Annotated in this window: 12 protein-coding genes and 1 pseudogene; 7 read left to right on the top strand and 6 right to left on the bottom strand. The window is 58.0% G+C overall.

All coding sequences use genetic code 11. The annotated features are described in order from the left end of the window. Positions 1 to 165: 165 nt before the first annotated feature. The 4 genes from BQ7486_RS08770 to BQ7486_RS08755 are packed head-to-tail and all read right to left on the bottom strand — an operon-like array spanning position 166 to position 4858. Positions 166 to 1371: an ABC transporter permease gene (locus BQ7486_RS08770; RefSeq protein ID WP_074009744.1), complete on the bottom strand. Its 1206-nt coding sequence runs from the start codon at positions 1369 to 1371 to the stop codon at positions 166 to 168. A 3-nt stretch (positions 1372 to 1374) separates the two neighbouring features. Further along, a complete protein-coding gene (locus tag BQ7486_RS08765) occupies positions 1375 to 2076 on the bottom strand; it encodes an ABC transporter ATP-binding protein (RefSeq protein ID WP_074009743.1) in 702 nt (233 codons plus the stop codon). A gap of 15 nt (positions 2077 to 2091) precedes the next feature. After that, positions 2092 to 3360, bottom strand: a complete 1269-nt coding sequence (locus BQ7486_RS08760) for an efflux RND transporter periplasmic adaptor subunit (RefSeq protein ID WP_074009742.1) — start codon at positions 3358 to 3360, stop codon at positions 2092 to 2094. Next, complete coding sequence (locus tag BQ7486_RS08755; RefSeq protein WP_074009741.1) at positions 3353 to 4858, bottom strand: efflux transporter outer membrane subunit; 1506 nt, start codon at positions 4856 to 4858, stop codon at positions 3353 to 3355. The genes BQ7486_RS08760 and BQ7486_RS08755 overlap by 8 nt, the downstream gene beginning before the upstream one ends. A gap of 254 nt (positions 4859 to 5112) precedes the next feature. On the opposite strand from BQ7486_RS08755, the gene BQ7486_RS08750 reads away from it, so the two are divergent. Next, positions 5113 to 5826 (top strand): response regulator transcription factor, encoded by a 714-nt coding sequence (locus tag BQ7486_RS08750; protein WP_074009740.1) that lies wholly within the window; start codon positions 5113 to 5115, stop codon positions 5824 to 5826. A 35-nt stretch (positions 5827 to 5861) separates the two neighbouring features. Further along, positions 5862 to 7286, top strand: a complete 1425-nt coding sequence (locus BQ7486_RS08745; protein WP_084765860.1) for a sensor histidine kinase — start codon at positions 5862 to 5864, stop codon at positions 7284 to 7286. A 3-nt stretch (positions 7287 to 7289) separates the two neighbouring features. On the opposite strand, the gene BQ7486_RS08740 is transcribed toward BQ7486_RS08745, so the two are convergent. Next, positions 7290 to 8138 carry an inositol monophosphatase family protein gene (locus tag BQ7486_RS08740; protein WP_235836780.1) on the bottom strand — a complete coding sequence of 283 codons (849 nt, stop codon included), beginning with the start codon at positions 8136 to 8138 and terminating at the stop codon, positions 7290 to 7292. Positions 8139 to 8256: 118 nt separating this feature from the next. Here BQ7486_RS08740 and tnpA point away from each other — a divergent pair. Then, positions 8257 to 8544 (top strand): annotated as a pseudogene (tnpA, locus tag BQ7486_RS12275) (IS200/IS605 family transposase); the annotation flags it as partial. Between the two features lie 26 nt (positions 8545 to 8570). Next, positions 8571 to 8756 (top strand): zinc ribbon domain-containing protein, encoded by a 186-nt coding sequence (locus BQ7486_RS12270; RefSeq protein ID WP_084765955.1) that lies wholly within the window; start codon positions 8571 to 8573, stop codon positions 8754 to 8756. A gap of 137 nt (positions 8757 to 8893) precedes the next feature. Here BQ7486_RS12270 and ltrA read toward each other — a convergent pair whose 3' ends face one another. Next, positions 8894 to 10207, bottom strand: a complete 1314-nt coding sequence (gene ltrA / locus BQ7486_RS08730) for a group II intron reverse transcriptase/maturase (protein WP_074010112.1) — start codon at positions 10205 to 10207, stop codon at positions 8894 to 8896. A gap of 152 nt (positions 10208 to 10359) precedes the next feature. On the opposite strand from ltrA, the gene BQ7486_RS11765 reads away from it, so the two are divergent. The 3 genes from BQ7486_RS11765 to fusA all read left to right on the top strand — a co-directional run bounded on the left by BQ7486_RS11765 (position 10360) and on the right by fusA (position 13813). Beyond that, a complete protein-coding gene (locus BQ7486_RS11765) occupies positions 10360 to 10881 on the top strand; it encodes a hypothetical protein (protein WP_143183126.1) in 522 nt (173 codons plus the stop codon). A 122-nt stretch (positions 10882 to 11003) separates the two neighbouring features. Further along, the gene (ahpC, locus tag BQ7486_RS08725) at positions 11004 to 11567 is read left to right on the top strand and encodes an alkyl hydroperoxide reductase subunit C (RefSeq protein ID WP_074009737.1); all 564 of its coding nucleotides are present in this window, start codon (positions 11004 to 11006) and stop codon (positions 11565 to 11567) included. A 194-nt stretch (positions 11568 to 11761) separates the two neighbouring features. Beyond that, complete coding sequence (gene fusA / locus BQ7486_RS08720) at positions 11762 to 13813, top strand: elongation factor G (protein WP_074009736.1); 2052 nt, start codon at positions 11762 to 11764, stop codon at positions 13811 to 13813. The last annotated feature ends 92 nt before the right edge of the window (positions 13814 to 13905 follow it).

Raw genomic sequence — 13905 nt, 5'->3', positions numbered from 1 at the left:
TGCACGTCCCGCCGCACCGGCCGCTGCACCCGCTGCCCCGGCCCGCAGCGCCGATGAAATCGCTGAAGACGACGTACCGTTCTAAAGCCTCAGGCATCTCATCCTGATACGTCAAAAGCCGCCGGCACAGACTGCCCGGCGGCTTTTTCATGCGGTTTAAATGCGTTATTCGTGGCGCACGGCTTCAATGGGATCGAGCCTTGCGGCGTTTCTTGCCGGGAAGTACCCGAAGATAATGCCCGTTAATGCGGCAAAACCGAAGGACACGATATTGATCGTTAGGTCAAAGACGTAGGGCAGATCCATCACGGTCGTGAGAACAGCCGAAGCCCCGAAGGCCAGAATCACCCCGAGCACGCCTCCGAGACAGGCAAGCACCACTGCTTCAATCAGAAACTGCATCAGCACTTCGTCTGCGGTTGCGCCGATCGCAAGACGCACACCGATTTCGCGGGTGCGCTCGGTCACGGAGACAAGCATGATGTTCATGATGCCGATGCCGCCCACAAGAAGGCTTACCGCTGCGACCGCACCCAGAAGCATCGTCATGATCTGCGTCGTGGAAGCGACCTTTTCGGCAATTTCAGCGGTATCCAGAATCGAGAAATTGTCGATATCCCCGGCCGAGAGCGACCGGCGCTCCCGCATCAGATCCTTTAAAGAGGATTTGAGCGCCTCGCGGTCACTGTCCGGGCTGATGCTGATCAAAATCGTGCTCACGCGGGTACTGCCCACCAGGCGCCGTGCGGCCGTATTAAAGGGAATCACCACGAGGTCGTCCTGGTCTCCCCCCATCGCGGCCGACCCTTTTTCCGTCAACAGGCCCACGACGCGGCAGCTGAAGTTACCGACTCTGAGCATCTCGCCCACCGGATCGCCCGCGCCCCAGAGCTCCTTACGCACGGTGTTGCCGATCACACAGACACTTGACCCCGCACGCTCTTCCGCGAGCTCAAAAAAGCGCCCCTGGGTTAACGTGCGGTTATCCGTCGTGAAGTAATCGTTGGTGGTGCCGATCACGCTTGTGGACCAGTTCTTACCCTGCGCCACAACCGTCGTCGAGCGCGAAGTCTGAGGGGCGGCGGAGACGACGCCTGCGACCTGACTTTCAATCGCCTCAATGTCGGCAAGCTTAAATGAGGGGGCTCCGGCTGCGCCCCCCGGGCCCATACGCTGCCCCGGCCGGAGCATGAGCTGATTGCTGCCGAAACTTTCGATTTCGGCGCGCACGGCCTGCGTGGCACCGTTACCGATCGTCACCATGGTGATCACGGCCGCCACACCGATGACGATGCCCAAAACCGTCAGAAGGGACCGCATCGGATTGCGGCGGATCTGCCGGAATGCCAGAAGAAATGCATTACCAAGCATCGCCTACCTCCCGGGCTGCAGGTTGTCGCCTGCGACCATGCCGTCCAAAAAGTGAATGCAGCGCCGTGCGTACGCCGCCATCTCCTGCTCATGCGTCACCAAAAGCACGGTGATGTTTTCGCTTTTGTTGAGATCCGTGAGAAGCTCCATGATTTCGACGCTTCGGCGGCTGTCAAGGCTCCCCGTGGGTTCGTCGGCAAGTAAAAGGAGCGGGTGCGTGACGATTGCGCGGGCAATGGCCACACGCTGCTGCTGGCCGCCGGAGAGTTCCGCGGGCGTATGGTGTTCCCACTCGAGCAACCCCACACGATCCAGGGCCTTTCTTGCCGCTTCATGGCGCTCTTTGGCGGGGACCCCGCGGTAAAGCAAAGGCAGTTCCACGTTTTCCAGCGCCGTGGTGCGCGCAAGGAGATTAAACCCCTGAAACACAAACCCCATGCAGCGGCGCCGCAAAAGAGCGCGCTCATCTTTGGTGAGCGTTTCCACATGCACGCCTTCAAAGAGGTACTCCCCGGAGGTGGGGCTGTCGAGGGCCCCGATGATATTCATCGTGGTGGACTTACCTGACCCCGAAGGGCCCATCACCGCAAGAAATTCCCCCTGATGCACGGCAAAGGAAACACCCTTTAAGGCATCAAACGCAGCGGCTCCGACGCCGTAGCGCTTCGTGATGTTTTTAAGTTCAATAAGCGGCGTTTCGGACATTGGCACTACCCCGCTTTATGCGCCCGCAGCGCTTTTTAACTGCTGCGTAATGACTTTGTCACCGGCCTTGATGTCACCCGAGAGAACTTCGGTCATCTTGCCGTCGGTAAGCCCCGTGCGGATCGTAACCGCCTGCGCGGCACCGTCTCTGAGCACGTAGACCGTGCGTTCGCGCTCGGCCTGCTGGATGCGTTCCTTTACCTGCTTTACGCGCGTTCTCGGCGGCGGCATCATGAAGGAGACGGAACTTGCGGCGGCCGCAGTCTTCGGACGAAAACGGAATGCCGTATTGGGTACGAGCAGCACATTGTCGCACCGTGCGGTTTCAATCGTTGCCGTTGCCGTCATCCCGGGCCTCAGAAGCAGTTCCTTGTTGGGAACGTTGAAGTACCCGGTGTAGGTGACAACCTTCGTGGTTTCGTTGGTAGTGGCGCCGTAGGCGACTTTCGAGAGCCGCGCCTCAAACTTACGGTCCGGGAAGGCTGCGACCGTAAAGTCGGACCCCTGACCCGGGGCCACCTGTCCGACGTCGGCTTCATCGATGTCGGCTTTAAGTTCGAGTTCCCTTAAGTCCGTTGCGACCGTAAGAAGTTCGACTGCCTGAAGGCTTGCCGCTACCGCGTAGCCCGGTTCCACCGAGCGCGTGAGCACTACGCCGTCAACGGGCGACTTAATTGAGGCCTTGGAGAGGTTTGTGAGCTGCGTCTCAAGCGTGGCGGAGGCGTCTTCAATGGAAGCTTTGGCTGAAGCGACCGAAGCCTCAGCCTTTAAAACAGTGGCCCGCTGCTCGTCAAGCTCCGTGCGCGAGGGGAGTTTTCCGCCCGACGTGCGGTTTAATTCCTCAAGACGCGCCATCTTGGCTTTGGCCTCAACAACGGTGGCGTTGGCTTCCCCGAGCTGCGCCTTGGCGCTGGAGAGCGCGGCGCGGGCCTGATTGACGGCACTTTCAAGTTTTGCCGTATCAAGTTCAATCAAAACGTCCCCGGCCTTGACGGTGCTGTTCACATCGACGTTGACTTTGGCGACGATGCCGGAAAGTTCACTGCCGATACTGACGCTTCGCACCGGATTGAGTGTCCCGGTTGCGGTCACCGTAACCGTGATGTTGCCGGTGGTGAGCGCCTGCGTTGCATAACTCGGTTTGGCGGCACCCGAACCGAAATGCCACCAGGCCGCACCGCCCGCCGCGGCCGCAATCACCACAGCGGCCGCCAAAATCCGGCGGCGGCTTTTTTTCGCGGGGTTTTCACCCAGAAGCGTCTGTTTGTCCATAGCTTTACTCATTTGTTAATCCCCGCTTTTTCCTGAATCCGTTTGTCGGCAGCGGCATGTCAGTGAGCATTGCTCTCACCTCGTCGGCGGGTTCCCAGCCGCCCCCTAAAGCGCGGTAGAGCATCACCAGACCCGTGGCGAGATCCGCATCGTTTGTGGCCGTGCTTTCAAGCGCAGAAAGAAGCGTTCTCTGCGTCGTGAGCACATTCTGGTAATCCACAAGCCCCGCCTTGTACTGCTGCATGGTGAGATCAGCGGCTGATTCCGCATAACTTAACGCGCGCTGCAGGGGCTTTTTACGGGTCTCGGCCGTGGAAATCATCGTGAGCGCGTTTTCGGTTTCTTCCAGTGCCGTCACAAGTGTCGCCGTATAGGAGGCGCGCGCCTGATCAAGCTGCGCCAAAGCCTGCTCAGAGGCCGTCACCTGCTTACCCCAATTCAATAGCGGCATGGAAAGCGCTCCGGCAAGCGCCGCAATACCGGTGCCGGAAGCACCGAGCGTTGCGATCGTTGCAGCCTGCGTGCCGAGATTTCCGGAGATCGTGAGAGCCGGGAACCACTGGGAACGCGCCTCGTAGACGCGGTCGCTTGCCGCCGCGACCGTCAGTTCCGCGGCACGCATATCGGGTCGCTGCGAGAGAGTCTGCGCGGGCACGGCCACGGCAAACGCGGCGGGCGCCGAAGGCACTGCATCGGGTTCGGTGAGTTTTAACTGCATGACATTGGTGACCGTGAGCCGCGCGAGCGCATTTTTGTACTGCGTGATGCTCTGCCGCATCATCGCAAGCGACGCGCTTGAAGCCTCACGGTTACTCATCGCCTGATCAAGCTCTGCCTGATCCGCCAGCCCCGCGTTAAAGCGCCACTGCGCAATCTGAGCGGCCTCCGAGTAATTTTTGAGCATCTGTGCGGCAACGGCGTACTTCACGCACGCAAGCGCGTGTCCGATGTAGTTTTGGGCCACTTCGCCCGCCACGGTAATGCGCACGTCTTCAAGACTTAAAAGCGAAGCCGCTGCCTCGTAAACCGCCGCCCTGCGCGCGGCGATGTTGCCGCCCGCAAGCGACATCGACCAGGCGCCCTCCCCTTGCGCGCCCCAGCGTGTCGTCGAAGCCTCTCCCATCACGCGGCTCGCGGACCCCGACCCCGAAAGATCAAGCGTCGGAAAAAGCGACGCGGTGGCGTCATCGGCCGACGCTGCGGCGCTTCTCAGATTCGCAAGCGCCGATTTGATATCGGTGTTTTTGGCCAAAGCCGCATCAATGAGGCCCGTGAGTTCCGGGTTCTGCCACTCGCGCCACCAGTTGCGGTTGACTTCAGCCGTCGGAACCATCCGCACGCCTTCAGGCAGCGCCTGCTGCCAGGTCCAGCTCTCCCCGACGGCCGCCTGATCGGTCTGCGTCATCACGGCCTGCGAGGCGCAGCCTGTGAGCGCCAGAAGCGCGGAGCCTGCGGCCGCGGCAAGAAGCCTGCGCCTGACGGTATTGGTTTTTCGTGTCTGCGTTCCCACTTTTTCTTATCCTTTTGCGGCAAACAGTCCTTTTTGTTCCCTGAATTGTTGCGGATTGACCCGTTAAAGTTGCTTAAGCCCGGGTAAAGAACTGCAAAGGAACTGCAAAGGAACTGCAAAGAGGCGAAACCAAACACAGGCGCATGAGGCGCGGCGCGTCAAAGTTGTGTACGATTCCCGGCAACAATTCCCATTGGCCCACCACAAACCCGCAGGCATGCCGCCTGCCAGCACTCAAAGGATCTGAGCCGACCATGTTCTCCCGTCCGCCGAAAATTCTGATTATCGATGATGACGTTGAGCTTGTCACACTGCTTGTGGATTACCTCACGCTCGAGGGTTTTGCGACCACTCCCTCGCACTCAGGACCCTCGGGCCTGGCGGCACTTGCCAAAGACACGTTTGACCTCATTATTCTCGACGTCATGATGCCGGGGATGTCCGGGACCGAAGTGCTCGCAAAGATCCGCGAGACCAGTCAGACACCGGTGCTGATGCTCACCGCCAAGGGCGATCCCGTGGACAGGATTTTGGGACTTGAGCTCGGCGCGGACGACTACGTTCCTAAGCCCTGCCCGCCCCGGGAGCTTGTTGCCCGCATGCGCGCCATTCTGCGCCGCAGCAAAAACAGTGAATTCGGCCGCGGTCCCTTAACCGCGGGGCCCCTGTCAATCGATATGGCGCAGAGAACGGCAAGCCTTAACGGAAAGTCCGTGACGCTCACCGGGACTGAATTATTGCTGCTGGAAATGCTTGCGCGTCAGGCCGGAAAACCGGTTGCCAAGACGGAAATCTATCCGCGCGTTTTAGGCCGCCCCATGGGGCGCTATGACCGCGCAATCGACGTACACATCAGTTCCATCCGCCATAAACTCGCGGACATTTCGCCGACGGCGGTTTCCATTGAAAGCATCCGAGGCGTGGGCTATCAGCTCGTTGTGCACGCAACGCCTGAGGGCGCGGCGTAAAAGAGGGCGGCCCGCGGCCCCGACAAGGACAACCCATGCGTCTCAAACCGACTCGGTTTTTGCGGTCCGGCGGCATTTTTCTGCAGCTTTTCGCCGGGCTTTGGGTAGCGCTTTTCATTCTCGGGTTTCTTGTCTGGGTTGCCAGTGAAAACTACCAGCAGGTGCCGCGCAATTTCGGCGACATTGAAAGCGGACGGGCCGCACAGCGCGCCGTGAATAACGCAATCGGTATCTACCACTGGGGCGGCCGCGAGGTGCTTGTGAGCTGGCTTACCGACAAAACGAGCAACAACCGCCCGGAAGTCTTTGTCACCGACGCCGACGGCAATGAAATCAGCGGCCGCAAGGTGCCGGAAAAAGCCGCCGAAAGCCTCAGGCACCCCACCGCTGAACAGTACATTCTGCAGCCCTGCCGCATGGTGCCCGGGATGGGCCCGGGAATGGGCATGGGCCGCGGCATGATGATGGGGCGGCATCATATGAGGAGCAACAACATCGACTGCCTCAACCTTAACTTCTTTGCCGTACGCACGGACCTGCCGCCGAGAAACCTCTTTTTGGCTTTCTGGCACACCCCCCTTTGGGTGCACATCCTTTTTGCGCTTTTGGCGACAAGCATTGCCGCAGGGCTTCTTGCCTGGCGCTTTGCGCGCCCCATCAAAAAACTCGACTGGGCGATGCGGCGGACTTCCGAAGGCGACCTGACCGTCCGTGTGGCGCCTGAAGTCGGGCACAGCTACGACGAAATCGGGGCTCTGGCGCAACGCTTTGACGCAACCACTGAAAAGATTAACGGCCTCATTGCCCGGCAAAAGCGCCTCTTTCATGACGTAAGCCACGAATTGAGAAGCCCCTTGGCGCGCATTGAAATTGCGGTTGCAATTGCCGAAAAAAATCCCGAGCGCCGCGGGGAACTTTTAACACGCATTGAAAAAGACGTGCAGGCCTTAGACGCCCTCGTTGATGAACTTCTCACCTACGCGCGGCTTGACGACAACGCCCCGATGGATTTTGTGGAAACCGATGTTGTGCCGCTGCTTGAAGACATCGTTGAAAACGCGCGCTTTGAGGGAACGCCGCGGCACGTGGCGGTGACGCTTGACGCACCTGCCGCGCAGACACTGAAACTTCATGTGGACAGCTTCGGGCGCGCTGCGGAAAACATCATCCGCAATGCGCTGAGGTATTCGCCTGAGGGCGGCACGGTTACGGTGACCGCGAAAAAAGAAGCCGACAACTTTGTGATCCGCGTCTCTGACGAAGGTCCCGGGATGGACCCCGAGGACCTTGCCAAAATCTTTCAGCCCTTTGTGCGCGGTAAAAATGAAGCCACAGGGTCGGGCTTTGGGCTGGGTCTTGCGATTGCCAAGCGCGCCGCAGAGCGCCACGGCGGGAGCCTTACGGCCGTCAACCGCAAGCCCCACGGCCTCATCATGACGCTCACGGTACCGGCCGCTTAAGTATCAGGCGTTAAGAAGGGCAATGACTTCACCGTGAATGTCGCCTGCCGTGCAGACCGCGTTGATTTCCTTTAAGGGGTTGCCGCCCGTCATCGACGTGATGACACCGCCCGCGCCTTCCACCACAGGAAGAAGTGCGGCCACATCCCAGTAGCAGAGTTCCGGGTCGATCATGATGTCGGCCCCGGCACTTGCCACCGCAAAGTAGCCGAAGCAGTCTCCCATCGTGCGGTACATCCTGACGCGGTCAATGAGTTTCTGGATGTTCGCTGAGCCGTGCTGCTCGGGCGTGGTCCAGTGACTTGTCGCCAGAAGCGTGGCGTCTTCAAGCCGCCTGCAGTGCCGCACATGCAGATCGCGGTCCACAACCGTGCCGCGGTTTTCCAGGTGCATGTGCGTGCCGTCCAGCGTCCCGATTGTCCGGACGTTGGCCGCCGCGTGGCTGATGGACGAGAGAATCGGCCTGAAGCCCGTGCCGTCATCGCGCTCAAGAGCAATCAATGTGCCGAAAAGGAAAGAGTTCGTGATGAAGCTTTTTGTGCCGTCCACGGGATCCAGAATCCAGCGGTAACGGACACCCTCACTGTTGTGGCTTACCTCTTTTTCGCCCCACTCCTCACCGAAAATACCGTGCTCGGGGTACGTCTTTTCAATGAGAAGCCGCATCTTTTCTTCCGCGGTCTTATCGGCCTGCGTCACGGGCGTCCCGTTCGTTTTGTCCTCAACGGCAATACCCGTGAGAAACCGCGGCACGATCTCATCAAACGCCGTGTCAATGAGGCGGTTCAGAAAAGGAACAAATTCCGCTTTTTCTTCCGCGGAAATCGGAGCGGTGTAAGTCGTGCGTGCCAAGATAAGCCTCCGGCTGTTTTTGAGTCTTTTCATAGAAATTCCGCGAGGAAACCCGCGTCTTCAGACGCGGGAGGAATCGCGGCTGTTTTTATTATAAAAAATTGGTACCATACGCACTATGCTAAACATCGTTTACAGCAGAAACTGCGTCTATCAGACAGCTTACCATATGGTATGGTGCCACCAGTACAGGAAATCCGTTCTCAGGGGGGGGGGGGTTGCGCAGTCTCTGCGTGAGTTGCTTGAAAGCATATGCGCTGAAAGAAAGTATGAGATACTTTCTTTGGAGATTCAGCCGGATCACCTGCACCTGTTTGTCAGTTTTCCGCCGTCCGTCAGCATTGCCGACGCGGTGAGAGTATTGAAGGGTGCCAGAGCAAGGATGCTGCTGATGCGGCATCCGGAACTCAAAAATGATNGGCAGCCGCTGGAATCCGGTGTGTTTTCCTGGATCCGCGCTATACAAGCCAGACATGCTCACAGTGCGGGGCACCGGGCAAACGCCATAAGCACGGGTTCCGATGCAGCCAATGTGGTCACCTTGCGCACAGCGACTTGAATGCGAGCCGCAACCTGCAGGGTCTGTGCCGACAACTGTCAGCACAGGGGCTGATGTAAACCAGCCTTATGTTGGGCCGTGTGATGCGGTTAATCGGATAGGAGGCGGGGCTAGGCCCCGCCGTCCTTCCACACCACCGCCCGTACCGATCTGGTAGGCACTGCTCACGCAGTGTTTTACGGCGGTTTTCATAGTTTTACCTTCCCATACCGTTAACTCGGTGCATACCGAGCCAACACCACCCATTCTTCTTCAGAATACCATTGGTCAGCTTGGTCGAGAGAATCTGGCTGTGTGCAACCCGCCAGGCGCCTTTTCGGGTATTGGCCCATTTATGAGCCGTCTCTTCATCGCACCCAAGCTGGAGTAACGCCCTCCTTCTCGTCCTTACCTTCTTCCACGTCGTCCACAAAAGTTGCCGTATCCGTCGACGAATCCACATATCCGTGTCCTGTTGCCATGCCGTGTAGTGCGCATACTTGAAGTAAGCGCACCATCCCCGGATCTTATGCCTCAGTTTCTCCTTAACCTCGTCAAGACTCATCTTCCGATTCCTCGAAAGGATCATTCTCAGCGAGTCTTTAAGGCGATCCTTGGCCTTTTGATGCACGGTTGGGTAGAAACCGTCCTTGGACTTATAAAAACTATGACCGAGGAATTTCACCCCTCTCGTCAGATGGCACACAGACGTTTTGTCCCTGTTCACCTTGAGTTTCATACGCCCCTCGACGAATCGAGTGACGCTGTCCAAAGTTCTCAGGGCCGCACGTTTGGAGCGGCAGAGGATAATCAAATCGTCGGCATATCTCGCAAAGCGGTGCCCCCTGGCCTCCAGCTCCTTGTCCAATTCGTCCAAGTAGATGTTGGCCAACAGCGGCGACAGCGGTCCGCCCTGCATAAGACCTACCTCGGTCTTGACTACCTTCCCGTCGATTAATACTCCCGATTTCAGCATACGTGTGATCAGGGACAAGACTCTTCCGTCTTTGATCCTCGCCGAAAGTTTTCGGATCAACCGACTGTGGTTGACCGTATCGAAGAACTTTTCGAGGTCCATATCCACTGCCCACTCGTACTCCTGATCTGCCGTAGCCACTACCTTCAAAATTGCATCCTGAGCTCCCAGCATCGGTCTAAAACCGTAGCTGGTCACTGAGAAGGTATTGTCGTAAGCGTACGAGAGTATCTGTGCAACTGCTTGTTGAACAAGACGGTCAATGACCGTCGGAATTCCAAGATCTCTGTATTTACCTCTTTCAGGTTTCGGTATAGATACCCGTTTCACGGGAGAAGGGCGGTATTTACCCGTCAGAATCGCACTCCTAAGCTCGCCAGGATGCGCAAAGATATACGCTCGAATTTCTTCAGTCGTCATCCCGTCGACACCGGGAGCACCTCTGTTGCTCTCGACGCGTTTGAGCGCCGTGAGCAGGTTTTCAGTGCTCAGTATCGCTTCAAGTGTGATCCCCGTGAAAGCAGGCGGGGTATGTGCGGTGTTTTCCATGTCCATCACGGCCGTTGCGCCCTCCTGAGTTCCTCTTCCCATTCCGTGGGTACCAAAACTCAGACAGGTTTCTTATGTTTTCTGCGCCATGCGACTTTGTGTCTACGGCACCGTACTCCTATAAATTTGGCCCTTCGTCAGGTACTGCCCTGCTTACTATGACCGTTGCTGACTACTCACGGCAAGCTTTACTCCGACAATGCTGTTGCATTGAAGTCCGTGAGTCCTCCTCGGGTAAGAACGCGTTCTTTCCCACCATGTGCCTGCTGCATTTACACCTCGGATTCCGTGTAGCTTCGGGCTTCATCTTGTTTGGCAGACTTACCCATCTTCGAATGCCTTATGCAGTTTCTGTACGTCAGGTCAGTGGTTTGCCTCCAGCTTCCTTCAGATCCCGCCTCGCGGCGGACACCCTTGCTCTTGGCTATGTGCTTGGTGCTACCCCCTGCACTCGGGACTTTCACCCGTTAGAACGCGCTCATGCCGAGCGCACCAATAAATCCCCCGTCTTCAGACGGGGGATTGTTTACAAGACACTTCCGGAGGTGGCGGAATTCGATTTTTGCTTTTGGCTATTGGCTGTTTTAAGCTCCGCGAATCGGCAGATTTTTTTGCGCACTGAATTTAAAGCGAAATCGCGTTTTGAAACATTTGCTCAGCTTGCGCAGAAAAAAACGTAAGGTTTGAGGGCTAAGCCTCATGCTATCGTCACGGCCGTCCGTGAAGGAAAAAGCGATCGCCTTCGGGCGTCACTTTCCTTTGTTTTGTCCTTCACACCAATGATTAAATACTGGAGTTAACAATGTCTCTTCTTCGTACGACCGTGCTGCCTTTTAAGGCACAGGCCTACCTCAACAACGACTTCGTTCAGGTCACCGACAAGGAACTCAAAGGCAAGTGGTCCGTGGTGTTCTTCTACCCGGCCGACTTCACCTTCATCTGCCCGACCGAACTCGAAGACCTCGCTGACAACTACGACACCTTCAAAAAGCTCGGCTGCGAAATCTACGCGGTTTCCACCGACAGCCACTTCACGCACATGGCCTGGCATTCTTCGAGCCCGGCCGTGGGTAAGGTGAAGTTCCCGATGATCGGTGACCCGACGCTCACCATCTCCCGTAACTTCGGTGTTCTGATCGAAGCCGACGGCATGGCCGAACGCGGCACGTTCCTCATCAACCCCGAAGGCCAGATCGTTGTGATCGAACTTCATAACGGCAACATCGGCCGCGATGCCAAGGAACTTCTGCGTAAGCTCGAAGCTGCTCAGTACGTTGCCGCGCATCCGGGTGAGGTCTGCCCGGCCCGCTGGACCCCGGGTGCCAAGACGCTGAAACCCGGTGCCGATCTCGTCGGTAAGATCTAATCGGTCTGAATTGCTCTGACCTAAGGAGCAATTTCCGCTGAAAGCCCGTCCGCAAGGTCGGGCTTTTTTGCTGTCCGAAGGCCTGATATTCCGAAATTCTTTACCGGTGCGAAAAAACTTTGCCGTTTTCCTTTCTTTTTGAGTCGACACAGCGCACAATGGAGGAACCAATCGACAGATAAGGAGAAAGACCTATGTCCAATTACTCCACTGAGAACCTTCGTACCGTAGCGCTGGTCGGCCACGGCGGGGCCGGCAAAACGAGTCTGATTGAAGCCATGCTCATGCGCACGGGCGCGATCGCCGAGTGCGGCAGCATCGAAAAAGGGACAACGGTCTGCGACAACGACCCGCAGGAAAAAGCGGTCGGTCATTCTCTGAGAACAGCCGTGGTGCATCTTGACACCGCGATGCCTGACCTGACGCCCGTGCGCGTGCACGTGATCGACACCCCGGGGTACCCGGACTATGTGGGTCAGGCTTTGTCAGCGCTTGATGCCGTTAAAAACGTCGTCGTGGTGATTGATGCCGCCAAGGGCATTGAACTCATGACCCGCCGCATGATGAAGTGGGCGGGCCGCGGCGGCCACTGCCGCATGATTGTGATCAATAAGATTGATGCCGAGGGTGTGGATCTGCCGAAGCTTCTTAGCGAACTCAAAGAAGCGTTCGGTGACGGCGTGCTTCCCATTAACCTTCCCGCCAAGGGCATGACCCGCGTCATCGACTGCTTTGACCGCGACACAGGCGAAAGCGACATCATGACGGTCTCGGACGTGCACCGCGCCTTTATTGAGCGCGTGGTGGAAGTCGACGACGCCACGATGGAAAAGTACCTCGAAGAAGGCGACGCCGATCCGAGTACGCTGCACGCCCCGATCACCAAGGCCCTCCGCGAAGGCCACATCATCCCGGTGTGCTTCACAAGCGCCAAAAACCTGATCGGTATCCGCGACCTCATCAAGGTCATCATCCGCCATATGCCCGCACCTGTGGAAGCCAATGCCGCGCCCTTTGTGGACGCACAGGGTAACCCCGTGCATATTGCACCCGATCCGGACCAGCCCGTGATTGCCCGTGTCTTTAAGGTGGTGAGCGACCCGTTTGTCGGCAAGATCGGCGTTTTCCGCGTGCACCGCGGCCGCATTAAGGCAGGGACCGAGCTCTACGCCGGAGACGCCAAGAAACCCTTTAAGGTTGTGCATCCCCTCTTACTGCAGGGCAAAAACACAGCGGACACCGATGAACTGCACGCGGGCGACATCGGCGCCTTAAGTAAGGTGGACGACCTCTACTACGGCTGTGTGCTGCATTCAGACCCGGCCGACGCCGGCATTGTGCTGCCGCGCCCGCCCTATCCCCGTCCGATGTTCGGCCTTGCGATTGAACCCGCACGCCGCGGGGACGAAAGCCGCATGGGCGAGGTTCTGCAGAAGATGCTTGCCGAAGACCCCACGCTTGCGGTGGATCATGACGTGCAATTAAACGAAACGGTGCTGCGGGGACTTACCGAAATGCACGTACGCACGGTGCTTGAGCGCATGAAGGATCAGTTCAAGCTTGAAGTGACGACAAGCGCGCCTTCTGTTCCCTACCGTGAAACGATCGGGGCAGCCGCCGAAGGCCACGCCCGCCACAAGAAGCAGACGGGCGGCGCCGGCCAGTTCGGGGAAGTGTTTCTTAAGGTGGAACCCCTGCCGCGCGGCGCCGGCTTTGAGTTTGTGGATAGGGTTAAGGGCGGCGTCATTCCCTTTAACCTCATTCCGGCCGTGGAAAAAGGCGTGAGGGAAGTGCTTGCCACGGGCTATATGGCCGGTTACCCCATCACCGATATCCGTGTGACGGTCTATGACGGCAAGTCCCATCCCGTGGACAGTAAGGAAGTGGCCTTTGTGGCCGCCGGCCGCAAAGCCATGCTCGATGCGCTTGCCAAAGCCCAGCCGCAGATTCTCGAACCCATTGTTGAGATTGCGGTATCGGCTCCGGAAAGCACCATGGGTGCGATCACGGGCGACATTGCCGCCCGCCGCGGTCAGGTGCAGGGCACCGACAACCTCGCGCCCGGCGTAATGGAAATCAAGGCTCTGGTCCCGCTTTCCGAACTCACCGGCTACGCCGCAAGGCTTCATGCCCTCACGCAGGGCGCCGGAGCCTTTACGATGGATCTCGCGGACTACCACACGGTGCCCGCGCAGAAGGCGCAGGAACTTGCGTCGCACTATCAGCGTAAGGACGAAGAGGACTGACGCAGGCAGTAAAAACGGGAGAAGGCTGCTTTTAAAGCTTTCTCCCGCTGATAAGGCTTCCCGGCCCGATTGTTTCAGCTCGGGCCGAAGGC

The sequence above is a fragment of the Duodenibacillus massiliensis genome, from assembly GCF_900128485.1.
Classification (GTDB): domain Bacteria; phylum Pseudomonadota; class Gammaproteobacteria; order Burkholderiales; family Burkholderiaceae_F; genus Duodenibacillus; species Duodenibacillus massiliensis.
This window is presented reverse-complemented; position numbering and strand designations above follow the sequence as displayed.

Coding starts and splice junctions, on each gene's coding strand:
- BQ7486_RS08770 (WP_074009744.1), bottom strand. CDS start 1,371: ATGCTTGGTAATGCATTTCTTCTGGCATTCCGGCAGATCCGCCGCAAT.
- BQ7486_RS08765 (WP_074009743.1), bottom strand. CDS start 2,076: ATGTCCGAAACGCCGCTTATTGAACTTAAAAACATCACGAAGCGCTAC.
- BQ7486_RS08760 (WP_074009742.1), bottom strand. CDS start 3,360: ATGAGTAAAGCTATGGACAAACAGACGCTTCTGGGTGAAAACCCCGCG.
- BQ7486_RS08750 (WP_074009740.1), top strand. CDS start 5,113: ATGTTCTCCCGTCCGCCGAAAATTCTGATTATCGATGATGACGTTGAG.
- BQ7486_RS08745 (WP_084765860.1), top strand. CDS start 5,862: ATGCGTCTCAAACCGACTCGGTTTTTGCGGTCCGGCGGCATTTTTCTG.
- ltrA (WP_074010112.1), bottom strand. CDS start 10,207: ATGGACATGGAAAACACCGCACATACCCCGCCTGCTTTCACGGGGATC.
- BQ7486_RS11765 (WP_143183126.1), top strand. CDS start 10,360: ATGACCGTTGCTGACTACTCACGGCAAGCTTTACTCCGACAATGCTGT.
- ahpC (WP_074009737.1), top strand. CDS start 11,004: ATGTCTCTTCTTCGTACGACCGTGCTGCCTTTTAAGGCACAGGCCTAC.
- fusA (WP_074009736.1), top strand. CDS start 11,762: ATGTCCAATTACTCCACTGAGAACCTTCGTACCGTAGCGCTGGTCGGC.